Here is a 14967-nt window from a genome sequence, read left to right on the forward strand (position 1 = left end):
GTGCATATAGGAGTGATAATGACTATGAATAAAGAACAACGTTTAACGCGCAGGTCGAAAATCAGAAACTTTTCGATTATTGCTCATATCGATCATGGAAAATCAACGTTAGCAGACCGAATTCTAGAGAAGACTAGTGCGTTAACGCAACGCGAAATGAAAGAACAAATTCTCGATTCAATGGATTTAGAACGTGAACGTGGAATTACAATAAAATTAAATGCTGTACAGCTTACTTATAAAGCAAGCGATGGCGAAGAGTATATTTTTCACCTAATTGATACGCCAGGACACGTCGACTTCACATATGAAGTTTCACGAAGTTTAGCGGCGTGTGAAGGAGCTCTTCTAATCGTCGATGCAGCTCAAGGAATTGAAGCTCAAACACTAGCGAATGTTTATCTAGCTTTGGATAATGACTTAGAGATTTTACCAGTCATTAATAAGATCGACTTGCCAAGTGCTGAGCCTGAGCGAGTGAAAAAAGAAGTTGAAGATGTCATTGGTTTAGATGCTTCTGATGCTGTTCTTGCGTCTGCGAAGAACGGTATTGGGATCGAAGATATTTTAGAGCAAGTAGTGGAGAAAGTACCGGCACCAACAGGTGATCCTGAAGCTCCATTAAAAGCGCTGATTTTTGACTCGTTATATGATTCGTATCGCGGGGTTATTGCGTATATCCGAATTATTGATGGTACAGTTAAGCCGGGCCAGAAAGTTAAGATGATGGCAACAGGTAAAGAGTTTGAAGTCAATGAAGTTGGCGTATATACGCCGAAGCCAACTCGCCGTGATGAATTAACAGTTGGTGATGTAGGTTTCTTAACCGCTTCAATTAAAAATGTAAGTGATTGTCGTGTCGGTGATACGGTTACACTTGCAGAAAACCCAGCTGATGCTCCGTTACCTGGTTATCGTAAAATGAACCCGATGGTATTCTGTGGTATTTACCCAATTGATACAGCGGATTACAATGATTTACGTGAAGCGTTAGAGCGCCTGCAACTGAATGACGCGTCTTTACAATTCGAGCCGGAAACTTCGCAAGCTCTAGGCTTTGGTTTCCGTTGTGGTTTCTTAGGTTTACTTCATATGGAAATCATTCAGGAACGTATTGAAAGGGAGTTTAATATCGACCTTATTACGACAGCACCAAGTGTTGTCTATCACGTATATCAAACGGATGGAGAAACTTTAGAAATTGATAATCCGTCTAAAATGCCTGATCCACAAAAAATTGAGCGGATTGAAGAGCCTTATGTTAAAGCGAAAGTGATGGTGCCAAATGATTATGTTGGTGCGGTTATGGAACTTTGCCAAGGTAAGCGTGGTATTTTTATCGATATGCAATATTTAGATGAGAACCGAGTTTCGATCGTTTATGATATTCCATTGTCTGAGATCGTTTATGATTTCTTTGATCAATTAAAATCAAATACAAAAGGCTATGCATCGTTTGATTATGAGTTAATTGGCTATAAGGAATCGAAACTGGTGAAGATGGATATCTTATTAAATGCAGAAAAAGTTGATGCTTTATCGGTCATCGTTCACCGTGATTCTGCTTACGATCGTGGAAAAATTATTGTTGAGAAGTTAAAAGAACTTATTCCTCGTCAACAATTCGAAGTGCCTGTTCAAGCAAGTTTAGGGCAAAAGATTATTGCACGTTCAACGATTAAAGCGATGCGTAAAAACGTTTTAGCCAAGTGTTACGGGGGAGATATTTCTCGTAAACGTAAACTATTAGAGAAGCAAAAAGAAGGTAAAAAACGTATGAAGAGTGTTGGTAGTGTAGAAGTGCCGCAAGAAGCATTTATGGCGGTATTGCGTATGGATGATTCGAACCCTTCAAAGTAATTTGGATTGACTAAACTATAGACTAAGCAAAACCGCAGGCCTAAAAATCCTGCGGTTTTTTACCACCTAAGAAAGTTTTTTTGATTATTAGGTGTAATTTTGATCAAGAACGACAACTAATGAATAAGAGAGATGACATTGTGTGTTCGAATGTCTTTATCTTTTCATAGAAAGTAGGAAGACCATGCCGACTGCGATTTATGTTCACATTCCTTTTTGTGAACACATTTGTCATTATTGTGATTTTAATAAAGTATTTTTACAGGGACAGCCTGTCGATGAATATGTCCAAGCTCTTGATATCGAACTAGCTGATGCAGCCGATAAATATTTTACAGAACCGATTCAGACGATTTATATCGGGGGAGGAACACCCACAGCTCTATCAGCCAAGCAATTAGAGAAAGTATTAGCTAGTTTGCATAAACATTTCACTCTTAACGATTCATTAAAAGAATGGACAGTGGAAGTTAATCCAGGCGGGGTTACTGATGATCAGCTGAATGTTTTACGAGACTATGGTGTAAATCGTCTAAGTATTGGAGTTCAAACATTTGATCCATTTTTATTAAAAAAAATTGGCCGAACCCATCAGCCTGAAGATATTTATAAAACCATTGAGCGAGCAAGACAAAAAGGGTTTAACAACTTAACGGTCGACCTTATGTTTGGATTACCGGAACAAACTATGGAAGCATTTGATGCTACTTTAAAAAAAGCTTTTTCATTAGAAATTGAACATTTTTCTGCCTACTCGTTGAAAGTGGAAGAAAAGACGGTTTTTTATAACCTTTTAAGAAAAGGAAAACTGCCCCTTCCTACAGAAGATGAAGAAGCGTTGATGTATGAACGGTTGATCGAACAGATGAACAAGCATGGATACCATCAATATGAAATTTCTAATTTTGCAAAGTCTGGTTATGAAAGTAAGCATAATATCATCTATTGGAATAACGAGGAATATTTTGGGATTGGTGCAGGTGCACACGGTTATATCAACGGTGTTCGTTACGCGAATATTGGTCCCGTGCAAAAGTATATCCAATCTATATCGGAGAAGAAACAAGCAAGGTTTGAAGCCAACGAACTGAGTGAAAAAGAACGGATGGAAGAAGAAATGTTTATGGGGCTGAGGATGCTTGATGGTGTTTCGAAGCAAAAGTTCTATGAACGTTATGGAATTCAGCTAACAGAAATGTACCAAAAGCAAATTGAACAACTGGCAGCAAGTCAATTAATTCAAGTGACACCGGATCGGGTAAAATTAACAAGAAAAGGTGTTTTCTTGGCAAATGAAGTTTTTGAACAATTTTTAGTAGTAGAGTAGTGTCTAACTAGTTGACAAAAAATAACCTTTTTGATAATTTTATTTTAGATTTAGCACTCGATACATTAGAGTGCTAACAGAGGTGATTTGGGATGTTGACAGAACGACAACTTTTAATTTTACAAGCAATAGTTGATGATTATATTCGTTCTGCAGAGCCAGTCGGTTCACGCAGCATTTCAAAACGTGAGGACGTTGAGTATAGTGCAGCGACCATTCGTAACGAAATGGCTGATTTAGAAGAACAAGGCTATATAGAAAAGCCTCATAGTTCTGCTGGACGAATACCGTCGCACAAAGGATACCGCTATTATGTGGATCACTTGTTAATGCCTCATCATTTGACTGGTGATGAAATTGAAAAAGTAGAAACTCTGTTTTCTAGTAAGAAAGAAGAAGCTGAACAAGTCATTCAACAGTCAGCAAAAATATTGTCACAAGTTACGAGTTATATTTCGATCGTACTAGGTCCTGAAATGTTTGAAGCTTCCTTAAAGCATGTTCAAATTATTCCACTTTCAGACCGTAAAGCGGTTTTTATTCTCGTGACAGACACAGGCCATGTTGAGAATTTTTCGATTAAAATTCCAGAGGGGATGAACCCTTCAGAAATGGAAAAAGTCGTTAATATCTTAAATGACCGTCTAAAAGGGGTACCACTCTATCAATTAAGGGAAAAACTGAATAATGAAGTTGCTAGTATTTTTAAAGAGCACCTTTACAACTATCAAGCTATCTTAGAAATGTTTCAGACAACGTTTCAAACGGATCGGAATGACAAAGTGTTCTACGGTGGGAAAACTAATTTACTCACGCAACCAGAATTTCGGGATGTAGAAAAAGTTAGACACCTGATGAACATTTTAGAAGAGGACACACTCGTTCAGCAGATTTTCCGCTCAGAGTCCTCAGGAATTCAAGTGAAAATTGGGCATGAGACAAATATGGATGCTTTAGAAAATTGCAGTATTATCACAGCATCGTATTCCATTGGCGGAAAACATATGGGAACAGTGGGAATCCTCGGGCCGACGAGGATGGAATATCGTCGGGTCATTGGACTCGTTGATTATATTTCAAAAGATTTAACGAAATTATTAACTCACTTGTATCAAAGAGGGTAGGAATGGTAATATTGACAATTAGTTGTGGGGACGTTTTCCCCACAGCTCAAAGTCATGTCATTCTAACATATGACTTTATAAATACGGGAGGTGAACAGGTTGGAACAGGAAAAAAATCAAACCGAAACAATAGTTGAAGAACAAACTACTGAAGAAGTAAATGAACAACCTGAAAGTGAAGTTGAACAAACGGAAGTGACTGAAGAACTTTCGGAAGAACAACAAAAGATAAATGCACTAGAGCAACAAGTTGCTGACTTAAATAGTAAGTTGTTACGCGTTCATGCGGACTACGATAATTTTCGCCGTCGTACAAAAGATGAAAAAGAAGCGGCAGCAAAATATAGAGCACAAAGTCTAGTAGAAGAACTATTACCAGTACTAGATAACTTTGAGCGGGCTTTAGCTGTAGAACCAGCCAATGAAGAAACAAAAACATTGCTTCAAGGCATGGAAATGGTTTATCGTCAATTTCAAGATGGACTGCAAAAAGAAGGCCTAGAAGTTATTGAATCTGTTGGACAAACGTTTGACCCGCATTTACACCAGGCAGTTATGCAAGTTCAAGAAGAAGGACACGAACCAAATACGGTCGTAGAAGAATTCCAAAAAGGGTACAAACTGAAAGACAGAGTCATTAGACCTTCAATGGTTAAAGTGAATGGTTAATGCATTTAATCCACTACATATATGAACTGAAAATTGAATTGATTTGAATGGAGGAGTTACAAAATGAGTAAGGTTATTGGTATTGACTTAGGTACAACAAACTCGTGTGTTGCTGTTATGGAAGGTGGAGAAGCGGTTGTTATTCCAAATGCAGAAGGAAACCGTACGACGCCTTCAGTAGTAGCGTTTAAAGATGGTGAGCGTTTAGTTGGGGAAGTAGCAAAACGCCAAGCAATCACAAACCCAAATACGGTTATTTCAATCAAACGCTTCATGGGTACAGATCACAAAGAAGAAATTGAAGGTAAACAATTTAGTCCTCAAGAACTTTCAGCGATCATCCTGCAAAAATTAAAATCAGATGCTGAAAGCTATTTAGGTGAGACTGTAACAAAGGCAGTAATCACAGTTCCAGCTTACTTCAATGACGCTCAACGTCAAGCTACTAAAGACGCTGGTAAAATTGCTGGTCTAGAAGTTGACCGTATTGTAAACGAGCCAACAGCAGCAGCACTTGCTTACGGGCTTGAAAAAGAAGAAGATCAAACGATCCTAGTATATGACCTTGGTGGAGGTACATTTGACGTTTCTATCCTTGAGCTAGGTGATGGTTTCTTCGAAGTTAAAGCTACTTCTGGTGACAACAAACTTGGTGGAGATGACTTTGACCAAGTAATCATTGATCATCTAGTAGAGCAATTCAAAAAAGACAATGGCATTGATCTTTCTCAAGATAAAATGGCAATGCAACGTTTAAAAGACGCAGCTGAAAAAGCGAAAAAAGACCTTTCAGGTGTAACACAAACACAAATTTCATTACCATTTATTACTGCTGATGCGACAGGTCCTAAGCACTTAGAGCTAAGCTTAAGCCGTGCAAAATTTGAAGAGTTGTCTGCTGACTTAGTAGAACGCACATTAGGCCCGACTCGTCGTGCACTTCAAGATTCAGGTCTTTCTGCAAGTGAAATTGATCGTGTTGTATTAGTAGGTGGTTCAACTCGTATTCCTGCAGTACAAGATGCAATTAAAAAGCTTACAGGAAAAGACCCGCACAAAGGTGTAAACCCGGATGAAGTAGTTGCTCTTGGTGCAGCAGTTCAAGCTGGTGTATTAACTGGAGACGTTAAAGATGTTGTTTTACTTGACGTAACACCGTTATCACTAGGAATTGAAACAATGGGCGGCGTATTTACGAAATTAATCGACCGTAACACAACGATCCCAACAAGTAAGTCACAAACGTTCTCAACAGCAGCTGATAACCAAACAGCGGTTGATATCCATGTTCTTCAAGGGGAGCGTGAGATGGCTTCGTACAATAAAACATTAGGACGTTTCCAATTAACAGACATTCCTCCAGCTCCACGTGGTGTGCCGCAAATCGAAGTATCATTTGACATCGATGCAAACGGAATTGTAAACGTAAGAGCGAAGGATTTAGGAACAAATAAAGAACAATCAATCACGATCACTTCTTCTTCTGGTTTATCAGATGATGAAATCGAAAAAATGGTAAAAGAAGCTGAAGCGAACGCTGAAGAAGATAAGAAGCGCCGTGAAGAAGCTGAACTTCGTAACGAAGCAGATCACTTAGTATTTACGACAGAAAAAACGTTAAAAGACCTTGGAGATAAAGTAGAGCAAGCTGAAATTGACAAAGCGAACGAAGCAAAAGATAAAGTGAAAACAGCTTTAGAAGGAACTGATCTTGACGCAATCCGTACTGCAAAAGATGAGCTTCAAGAAGTAGTTCAACAGCTTTCTACAAAGCTTTATGAGCAAGCAGCTCAAGCTGCACAACAAGCACAAGGTGAAGCAGGTGCTGAAGGTGCTGGAGCACAACAAGCAGACGAAAATGTATTTGATGCAGAGTACGAAGAAGTAAACGATAACGACAAGAAATAACAGTCTTTAGATACTTCTATTGAAAAAGTCAAAGTCAGGCTTTCTTGGCTTTGGCTTTTTCATCTAATTAGGCACAGTGTCAAAATGGAGGGATAAAATATCTAGATTGGAATTTGTCTAACCTTTTTGAACGACACCTAATGTGGTATGATTACTGTTATGTAAAAAAATCGGGAGTGGATAGGATGAGCAAGCGAGATTTTTATGAAGTCCTTGGAGTCGATCAGAACGCTTCAGAAGACGAAATTAAGAAAGCGTACCGAAAATTAGCACGTAAATATCATCCAGACGTCAATAAAGCCGCTGATGCGGAAGAGAAGTTTAAAGAAGTGAAGTCTGCCTATGATACGTTAAGTGACTCACAAAAAAGAGCGCACTATGATCAATTTGGTCACACAGATCCGAACCAAGGCTTTGGTGGTGGCGGCGCTGGTGATTTCGGCGGTTTTGGGGATATTTTTGATATGTTCTTTGGAGGCGGCGGCGGTGGACGTAGAAATCCAAACGCTCCTCGTCAAGGTGCTGATTTACAATACACGATGACGATCGATTTTAAAGAAGCGGTATTCGGCAAAGAAACTGAAATTGAAATTCCTCGTGAAGAAACATGTTCAACGTGTACGGGATCGGGTGCTAAACCGGGAACAAAACCTGAGACATGTTCGCACTGTGGAGGAAGTGGTCAATTAAACGTAGAACAAAATACGCCATTCGGTCGAATTGTTAATCGTCGTGTCTGTAACCACTGTAGTGGAACGGGTAAATTTATTAAGGAAAAATGTTCAACTTGCCGAGGAGAGGGTACTGTAACTAAGCGTAAAAAGCTTAAAGTTCGTATTCCAGCAGGTATTGATCATGGTCAACAAATTCGTCATACAGGTCAAGGTGAAGCTGGTGTAAATGGCGGACCTCCTGGAGACTTATATATTGTATTTAATGTAAAACCACATGAGTTCTTTACTCGTTCTGGTGATGACATCTATTGTGATATGCCAATCACATTCGTTCAAGCCGCACTTGGTGATGAAATTGAAGTACCGACATTAGAAGGAAAAGTGAAGTTGAAAATTCCTGCAGGTACGCAAACAGGAACAAGTTTCCGCTTAAGAGGAAAAGGTGTACCGAACATTCATGGTCGTGGTCAAGGCGATCAGCATGTGAAAGTTAAAGTGATTACACCGAAAAACTTATCAGAGAAACAAAAAGATTTATTACGCGAGTTTGGTAAACTAAGTGGTACTGAAGTCGATGAACAGCATGATAACTTTTTTGCAAAAGTGAAGCGAGCTTTCAAGAGTTAATTTTTAATTAAGAATTTGGATGGAGTTGGTAGTTTTGAAATGGACAGAATTTAGTATTCATACAACACAAGAAGCAGTTGAACCAGTAAGTAATATTCTGCATGAAGCTGGAGCAAGCGGAGTAGTCATTGAAGATCCTCATGATTTAATTAAAGATTGGGGTGTCCATCTCGGCGAAATCTACCAACTCTCTCCTGATGATTATCCCGAAGAAGGAGTAATCGTCAAAGCGTATTTCCCAGTTAATAGTTTTTTAGCTGAAACAGTTGATGAAGTAAAAGAAGCGATTAATGGGCTGCTTTTATACGATATTGATTTAGGTTACAACAAAGTGACCTTACATGAAGTGAAAGAAGAAGATTGGGCAACAGCATGGAAAAAGTATTACAAACCTGTTAAAATTTCTAACTCTATTACAATTAGTCCAACTTGGGAAGAATATAAACCAGTACGTCCTGATGAATGTGTCATTGAACTAGACCCTGGAATGGCGTTTGGAACAGGCACACATCCTACTACAGTCCTTTGTGTCCAAGCGATAGAGAAGTATATTCATGAAGGTGACGAAGTGATTGATGTTGGTACGGGGACTGGTGTGTTAAGTATCGCTGCCGCAAAACTTGGGGCAGGTAGAGTCATTGCCTTAGACTTAGATGAAATTGCTGTTGAAAGTGCCAAGTTAAATACGGAGATTAATAAAGTAGATGACGTCGTTGCTGTTAAACAAAACAATCTTATTGAAGGAATTGAAGGGCAGTATGACGTGATTGTTGCTAATATTCTAGCTGAGATCATCGTTCGTTTCGTCCAAGATGCGGCAAGGGTACTTAAACCAGGTGGAACTTTTATTACATCAGGAATTATCCAACGAAAGAAAGTAGAAGTTAAAGATGCACTTCTTTCCCATGGATTTGAAATTGAGGAAATATTAGAAATGGAAGATTGGGTAGCTATCATTGCAAAAAAGGTGTAAAATAAACACTACCGTAGTAGGGTAATACTACCTTCTCCAGTAGTAATAATTAGGTGAAAATGATGCAAAGATACTTTGTTGCAAAAGAACAAATGAATGACCATATGGTGCTCATACACGGTGAAGATGTAAAACATATTACTCGTGTCATGCGGATGACAGAAGGCGACCAGATTATTTGCAGTAATAATTTTGATCGAGTCTGTTTATGTGAAATTGATCGTTTTGAAGATGATCAAGTGGTCGCATTAATTGTTGAGGATCTACCGAGTAAGAGTGAGCTACCAGTAAATATTACAATTGCTCAAGCTCTTCCAAAAGGAGATAAGCTTGATTATGTCATACAAAAAGGAACTGAGCTCGGAGCAGCTCAGTTTATTCCTGTTCAAGGTGAGCGCTCTATCGTCAAATGGGATGGAAAAAAAGAAGGCAAGCGAATTGAGCGTTTAAGTAAAATCGCCAAAGAAGCTGCAGAACAGTCGCATAGAAGTCGTATTCCAGCCATCGAAAGCCTTCATACACTAGAGAAATTAATAGAGCGTAAGAACGAGTTTGACCATCTCTTATTTGCATATGAGGAAGAGGGGAAGACGGGTAATCATAAACAGTTGGCTGACGTTTTTGCGAAAGCAGAAAGCGGCGAGTCCCTACTATTTGTGATTGGACCAGAAGGAGGCTTTTCTGAAGCGGAAGCTGTTAAACTCGGTGAAGCTGGATTTACTCCTACGAGTCTTGGTCCTAGAATTTTACGAGCAGAAACAGCACCTATGTATATTCTTTCAGCTGTTTCGTATTATTTTGAATTAGAGAGGTGAGATAAATGCCTACAGTTGCATTTCAAACATTAGGTTGTAAAGTGAACCACTATGAGACGGAAGCGATCTGGCAGCTATTCAAAGCGGATGGTTACGAAAAAGTAGACTTTGAAAAAACAGCCGATGTTTATGTTATTAATACATGTACGGTTACGAATACAGGAGATAAGAAAAGTCGTCAAGTCATTCGTCGTGCAATACGCAAAAATCCGGATGCGGTTATTTGTGTAACGGGTTGCTACGCGCAAACGTCTCCAGCAGAAATTATGGCGATCCCTGGTGTTGATATCGTAGTAGGGACACAGGACCGTACAAAAATGCTAGAGTATATCGAGCAATATACAAAAGAACGTGAGCCGATTAATGGTGTAAGTAATATTATGAAAACACGTGTTTACGAGGAATTGGATGTTCCAGCTTTTACTGATCGTACGCGTGCATCTTTAAAAATCCAAGAGGGCTGTAATAACTTCTGTACGTTTTGCATTATTCCTTGGGCACGTGGCTTAATGCGTTCACGTAACCCAGAAGAGGTTATTAAACAAGCGACACAGCTAGTGAACGCTGGTTATAAAGAAATTGTATTAACAGGAATTCACACAGGTGGATACGGCGAGGACTTAAAGGATTACAGCCTAGCACGTTTACTTGAAGATTTAGAAAAAGTAGAAGGCTTAAAACGTATTCGTATTTCTTCAATTGAAGCAAGTCAAATTACGGATGAAGTAATTGATGTGATTGACCGTTCAACAAAAGTTGTCCGTCACCTTCATATTCCACTTCAATCAGGTTCGGATACGGTCCTGAAAAGAATGCGCCGTAAATATACAATGGAATTTTTCGGTGAGCGTTTAGACCGTTTAAAAGAAGTCCTTCCTGGATTAGCAGTAACATCTGATGTGATTGTCGGGTTTCCTGGAGAAACAGCAGAAGAGTTCCAAGAAACATACGACTTTATTGCAAAACACAAGTTTTCTGAACTTCATGTCTTTCCGTATTCTAAACGTACAGGAACGCCTGCTGCACGTATGGAAGATCAAGTCGATGAGGATGTAAAAAATGAACGAGTTCACCGTTTAATTGAGTTGTCCAATCAATTAGCGAAGGAATATGCTTCCCAATTCGAAGGAGAAGTTTTAGAAGTCATTCCCGAAGAAATGGATAAAGAATCAGCAGATAGCGGCATGTATATCGGTTATTCAGATAACTATCTAAAAGTAAAATTCCCTGCCACTGAAAGCATGATCGGGCAAATTGTTAAAGTAAAAATTAAAAAAGCCGGATATCCTTACAATGAAGGTGAATTTGTGCGTGTCGTAGAAGATCAACATCAAGCTATCGTTACTGGATAAAAAATAATAAAGAGACTAACTTTACTAGTTTAGTGTCATGTTGTAAAAATAGTTCCATGTTTTAGTGGGTATACTATATTTGCAATAGAAGCACATACTAGCTTAGAGTTGGTCTCTTTTTGTTTTCCGATAGGTTAACGAACATAGCTTGCACAATTTTATACTCTTATGCTAGGATTGAAGAGGTACGTACAAGTAAATCGAGAGTGAGGAATACATAATGAGTGAAAAAATCGCTGAAATGATCGACCATACATTACTTAAAGCAGAAGCAACAAAGGAGCAAATTATTCAGCTTTGTAAAGAAGCAAAAGAATACAAATTTGCATCTGTTTGTGTAAATCCAACATGGGTTCAAACCGCTTATGAGCAATTAAAAGATACACCAGAAGTGAAGGTGTGTACGGTTATTGGGTTTCCGCTCGGAGCTAGTGCATCTGAAGTGAAAGCTTTCGAAACGACAAAAGCGATTGAGGACGGTGCTACTGAAGTCGATATGGTCATCAACATCGGTGCCCTTAAAGATAAGAATGACGAACTAGTCGAGGCTGACATTAAGGCTGTAGTTGAAGCGGCAAAAGGTAAAGCGTTAACAAAAGTAATTATTGAAACAAGCTTACTGACGGATGAAGAAAAAATTCGTGCTTGTAAGCTGGCAGTACAAGCTGGAACGGACTTTGTGAAGACTTCAACAGGATTTTCAACAGGCGGTGCCACAGTTGAAGATATTCGCCTAATGCGCGAAACGGTCGGACCTGACATCGGTGTGAAAGCTTCAGGCGGTGTTAGAGACCGTCAAGGTGCATTAGCTATGATTGAAGCGGGTGCCACTCGAATCGGAGCGAGTGCAGGTATTGCTATTGTGAATGGTGGTCAATCACAATCCGATTACTAGAATTTTTGAGTAAATTGAATCACAAGGCTGACTACTAGAACGAAGAGTAGTTGCTTCCGATGAATTGCAGAAGACAGTTTTGAGCACTCACAGGACCTTATTTCCTTAAAAATGACTATTTGATCGGTGGTAGAGCACTGAGGGGACCTTATCTGTAACAATTCTTGTGCAAAAGGCTGTTCAAGGATGAAATAAGGGCTCTTGACTGCCCTAAACTGTAAAAATCACTGTTTTTAACACAAATAAGGGTCGCTGGAGTCCCTAATGCTAATCTTCTCATTTAGAGGTGCTCATCAACGCCCAAGTTGATGAGCACCTCTGCTTGGTGTGTCACGTCATATTTGCTCCTTATTTTTTGAAGCATAGTCAACCCACTTATTTTCGTCAGTTCTTTCTGCCATGTACAAAAATAATAAACTTCGCATACCAATGCACAAAAGGTAGAAGTACTAGCGAAGAAATGATATTGAATATGGTACTCGCATGGGCCAGTTGTAAGCTCGGTAAGTGAGTTAAGGAACTTGCGACCTCACTTAACCATCCGATGAATGGAAAGAATAAAATAACACCTAATAGATTTAACCAAATGTGTGCAAAAGCAACTAGCCTAGCGGAATGATTTGCACCAACACTAGCTAAAAATGCACTAAAGCATGTACCGATATTCGCTCCTAGCATAATCGCTATTCCAGATGTGAGCCCAAAAATTTCATCATTCATAAATCCCATCGCAATGGCAGTCGTGGCAGTACTCGATTGAATAATGGCTGAAAAGACAGTTCCTAACCCCACTCCAAATAATTCACTATTATTCGTCCAGGTAAAAAAGGAATGGGCGAATGGCAAAGATGAGATTGGAAATGCGAGACCTTCTAAACCGTGCATAGCTACAAAAATACACCCTAAACCAAACGAAATACATCCGAGAAAATACGTAATCTGGTTCTTTAAGAAGATTAAGAAAACCCCGATTAGTAATAATGGCATGATAAAGGCTGAAAGGTCAAAGGCTAACATTTCCAATGTTAGACAAGTCCCAATGTTCGTTCCAAGTATGATGCCGATGGACTGCTTAAAAGTTAGGATTCCTGCAGCGACAAGACCAACGGCCATAATCATAACGGCTGAACTACTTTGGAGTAGTGCTGTAATTCCAGCACCTAACAATAAACCTTTCCAAGGACTATCCGTCATTTTTTCTAATATATGCTTGAACCGATCCCCCGCTAAATTATGAAGACCTGCCCTCATAATTGTCATGCCAAATAGGAATAAGGCGATAAACACAATAAATAAAGTGAATAATTCTTTATGAGTCATAAAATCACCTCTATTACATCCTATGGACAAGAGGATACAAGCATGACAACTTCATGATTTTAATAATTTACTCTTGAATATTCTGAAAATATAGTCTAATATAATACAAGAATAAGTTTTTCAATCAGTCATATATTTTTTTATCTCTAACATACTAACCGGTTAGTGAGTATGTAAAATTCCATTTTGGAGGGGTATATTATGAATTTCGATTTTAGTCCGAAAGTTCAGGAGTTACAAGCAAGGTTAACTGATTTTATGAACGAAGTTGTGTACCCAAATGAAAAGGCTTACAAAGAGCAACTTGATCAACAAGAAACTCGTTGGAGTGACATTCCGCCAGTTATGGAGGAAATGAAGAAAAAAGCTAAAGAAGCTGGCCTATGGAATTTATTTTTACCAGAAAGTGATCATGGGGCTGGTCTTTCCAATTTAGAATATGCTCCATTGTGCGAGATTATGGGACGTTCTTTTATTGCTCCAGAAGTTTTTAACTGTAATGCTCCTGATACAGGAAATATGGAGGTCCTTGTTCGTTACGGAAAAGAGGAACATAAGGAAAAATGGCTAAAGCCATTATTAGAAGGTGAAATTCGTTCTGCGTTTTGTATGACAGAACCAGATGTTGCTTCTTCAGATGCGACAAATATTCAAGCTGAAATTCGCAGAGATGGCGATGAATATGTAATTAACGGAAGGAAATGGTGGTCGTCTGGAGCTGGTGACCCTCGTTGTAAAATTTTGATCGTCATGGGGAAAACAGATCCTAGTGCAGCTCGACATGAACAACAGTCGATGATCCTCGTACCAATGGATACACCAGGAGTTAATGTTCTTCGTATGCTTCCTGTATTCGGCTATGATGATGCACCTCATGGACATGCGGAAATTGAATTTAAAGATGTTCGTGTACCAGCGTCTAACATTCTTTGGGGAGAAGGAAAAGGATTTGCCATTGCACAAGGACGATTAGGACCTGGTAGAATTCACCATTGTATGCGAACAATCGGAGCTGCTGAACGAGCATTTGAACTGATGGTTAAACGTGCAAAGGAACGTGTCGCTTTTGGAAAAACGATTGGTGAGCAAGGTGTAGTAAGAGAAGCAATTGCCAATTCAAGAATTGAAATTGAACAAGCCCGTCTTCTTACGCTAAAGGCAGCTTATATGATGGACACGGTTGGAAATAAAGTGGCGAAAAAAGAAATCGCAATGATTAAAGTCGTTGCACCTCAAATGGCTCTAAACGTCATTGACCGAGCGATTCAAGTGCATGGAGGAGCTGGTGTAAGTGAAGACTTCCCGTTAGCTTATCAGTATGCAGGAATTCGTACACTTCGATTAGCGGATGGTCCAGATGAAGTTCATAGAGAGTCAATTGCTAAACTGGAATTAAGAAATTATTAATTGGAGGGTCTGTTAA

At 39.2% G+C, this 14967-nt stretch carries 12 protein-coding genes; 11 read left to right on the forward strand and 1 reads right to left on the reverse strand.

What is annotated here, in order from left to right:
* Positions 1 to 24 precede the first annotated feature (24 nt).
* From lepA to deoC, 10 genes are all read left to right on the forward strand, one after another.
* A complete protein-coding gene (lepA, locus tag N7Z68_RS10710) occupies positions 25 to 1860 on the forward strand; it encodes a translation elongation factor 4 (RefSeq protein WP_373323128.1) in 1836 nt (611 codons plus the stop codon).
* A 184-nt stretch (positions 1861 to 2044) separates the two neighbouring features.
* Complete coding sequence (gene hemW / locus N7Z68_RS10715) at positions 2045 to 3187, forward strand: radical SAM family heme chaperone HemW (protein WP_275118475.1); 1143 nt, start codon at positions 2045 to 2047, stop codon at positions 3185 to 3187.
* Between the two features lie 92 nt (positions 3188 to 3279).
* The gene (gene hrcA / locus N7Z68_RS10720; RefSeq protein ID WP_275118476.1) at positions 3280 to 4311 is read left to right on the forward strand and encodes a heat-inducible transcriptional repressor HrcA; all 1032 of its coding nucleotides are present in this window, start codon (positions 3280 to 3282) and stop codon (positions 4309 to 4311) included.
* 99 nt (positions 4312 to 4410) lie between these two features.
* A complete protein-coding gene (gene grpE / locus N7Z68_RS10725) occupies positions 4411 to 4980 on the forward strand; it encodes a nucleotide exchange factor GrpE (RefSeq protein WP_275118477.1) in 570 nt (189 codons plus the stop codon).
* A 63-nt stretch (positions 4981 to 5043) separates the two neighbouring features.
* A complete protein-coding gene (dnaK, locus tag N7Z68_RS10730; RefSeq protein WP_275118478.1) occupies positions 5044 to 6888 on the forward strand; it encodes a molecular chaperone DnaK in 1845 nt (614 codons plus the stop codon).
* Positions 6889 to 7073: 185 nt separating this feature from the next.
* The gene (dnaJ, locus tag N7Z68_RS10735; protein ID WP_275118479.1) at positions 7074 to 8189 is read left to right on the forward strand and encodes a molecular chaperone DnaJ; all 1116 of its coding nucleotides are present in this window, start codon (positions 7074 to 7076) and stop codon (positions 8187 to 8189) included.
* Positions 8190 to 8223: 34 nt separating this feature from the next.
* Positions 8224 to 9162: a 50S ribosomal protein L11 methyltransferase gene (gene prmA, locus N7Z68_RS10740; protein WP_275118480.1), complete on the forward strand. Its 939-nt coding sequence runs from the start codon at positions 8224 to 8226 to the stop codon at positions 9160 to 9162.
* Positions 9163 to 9224: 62 nt separating this feature from the next.
* Positions 9225 to 9977 carry a 16S rRNA (uracil(1498)-N(3))-methyltransferase gene (locus tag N7Z68_RS10745; protein ID WP_275118481.1) on the forward strand — a complete coding sequence of 251 codons (753 nt, stop codon included), beginning with the start codon at positions 9225 to 9227 and terminating at the stop codon, positions 9975 to 9977.
* Positions 9978 to 9982: 5 nt separating this feature from the next.
* Positions 9983 to 11329 (forward strand): tRNA (N(6)-L-threonylcarbamoyladenosine(37)-C(2))-methylthiotransferase MtaB, encoded by a 1347-nt coding sequence (gene mtaB, locus N7Z68_RS10750; RefSeq protein ID WP_275118482.1) that lies wholly within the window; start codon positions 9983 to 9985, stop codon positions 11327 to 11329.
* A gap of 220 nt (positions 11330 to 11549) precedes the next feature.
* Entirely contained in the window at positions 11550 to 12224 is a 675-nt protein-coding gene (gene deoC, locus N7Z68_RS10755; RefSeq protein ID WP_275118483.1) for a deoxyribose-phosphate aldolase, read from the forward strand.
* 384 nt (positions 12225 to 12608) lie between these two features.
* On the opposite strand, the gene N7Z68_RS10760 is transcribed toward deoC, so the two are convergent.
* Positions 12609 to 13544 (reverse strand): Na/Pi symporter, encoded by a 936-nt coding sequence (locus tag N7Z68_RS10760; protein WP_275118484.1) that lies wholly within the window; start codon positions 13542 to 13544, stop codon positions 12609 to 12611.
* A 201-nt stretch (positions 13545 to 13745) separates the two neighbouring features.
* Here N7Z68_RS10760 and N7Z68_RS10765 point away from each other — a divergent pair, with 201 nt between their 5' ends.
* Positions 13746 to 14951, forward strand: a complete 1206-nt coding sequence (locus tag N7Z68_RS10765; protein ID WP_275118485.1) for an acyl-CoA dehydrogenase — start codon at positions 13746 to 13748, stop codon at positions 14949 to 14951.
* Positions 14952 to 14967: the final 16 nt, after the last annotated feature.

The sequence above is a fragment of the Alkalihalobacterium chitinilyticum genome (genome assembly GCF_029028005.1).
Taxonomy (GTDB): Bacteria; Bacillota; Bacilli; order Bacillales; family Bacillaceae_F; genus Alkalihalobacterium; species Alkalihalobacterium chitinilyticum.

Coding starts and splice junctions, on each gene's coding strand:
- N7Z68_RS10760 (WP_275118484.1), bottom strand. CDS start 13,544: ATGACTCATAAAGAATTATTCACTTTATTTATTGTGTTTATCGCCTTA.
- dnaK (WP_275118478.1), top strand. CDS start 5,044: ATGAGTAAGGTTATTGGTATTGACTTAGGTACAACAAACTCGTGTGTT.
- mtaB (WP_275118482.1), top strand. CDS start 9,983: ATGCCTACAGTTGCATTTCAAACATTAGGTTGTAAAGTGAACCACTAT.
- lepA (WP_373323128.1), top strand. CDS start 25: ATGAATAAAGAACAACGTTTAACGCGCAGGTCGAAAATCAGAAACTTT.
- hrcA (WP_275118476.1), top strand. CDS start 3,280: ATGTTGACAGAACGACAACTTTTAATTTTACAAGCAATAGTTGATGAT.
- dnaJ (WP_275118479.1), top strand. CDS start 7,074: ATGAGCAAGCGAGATTTTTATGAAGTCCTTGGAGTCGATCAGAACGCT.
- N7Z68_RS10745 (WP_275118481.1), top strand. CDS start 9,225: ATGCAAAGATACTTTGTTGCAAAAGAACAAATGAATGACCATATGGTG.
- hemW (WP_275118475.1), top strand. CDS start 2,045: ATGCCGACTGCGATTTATGTTCACATTCCTTTTTGTGAACACATTTGT.
- deoC (WP_275118483.1), top strand. CDS start 11,550: ATGAGTGAAAAAATCGCTGAAATGATCGACCATACATTACTTAAAGCA.
- N7Z68_RS10765 (WP_275118485.1), top strand. CDS start 13,746: ATGAATTTCGATTTTAGTCCGAAAGTTCAGGAGTTACAAGCAAGGTTA.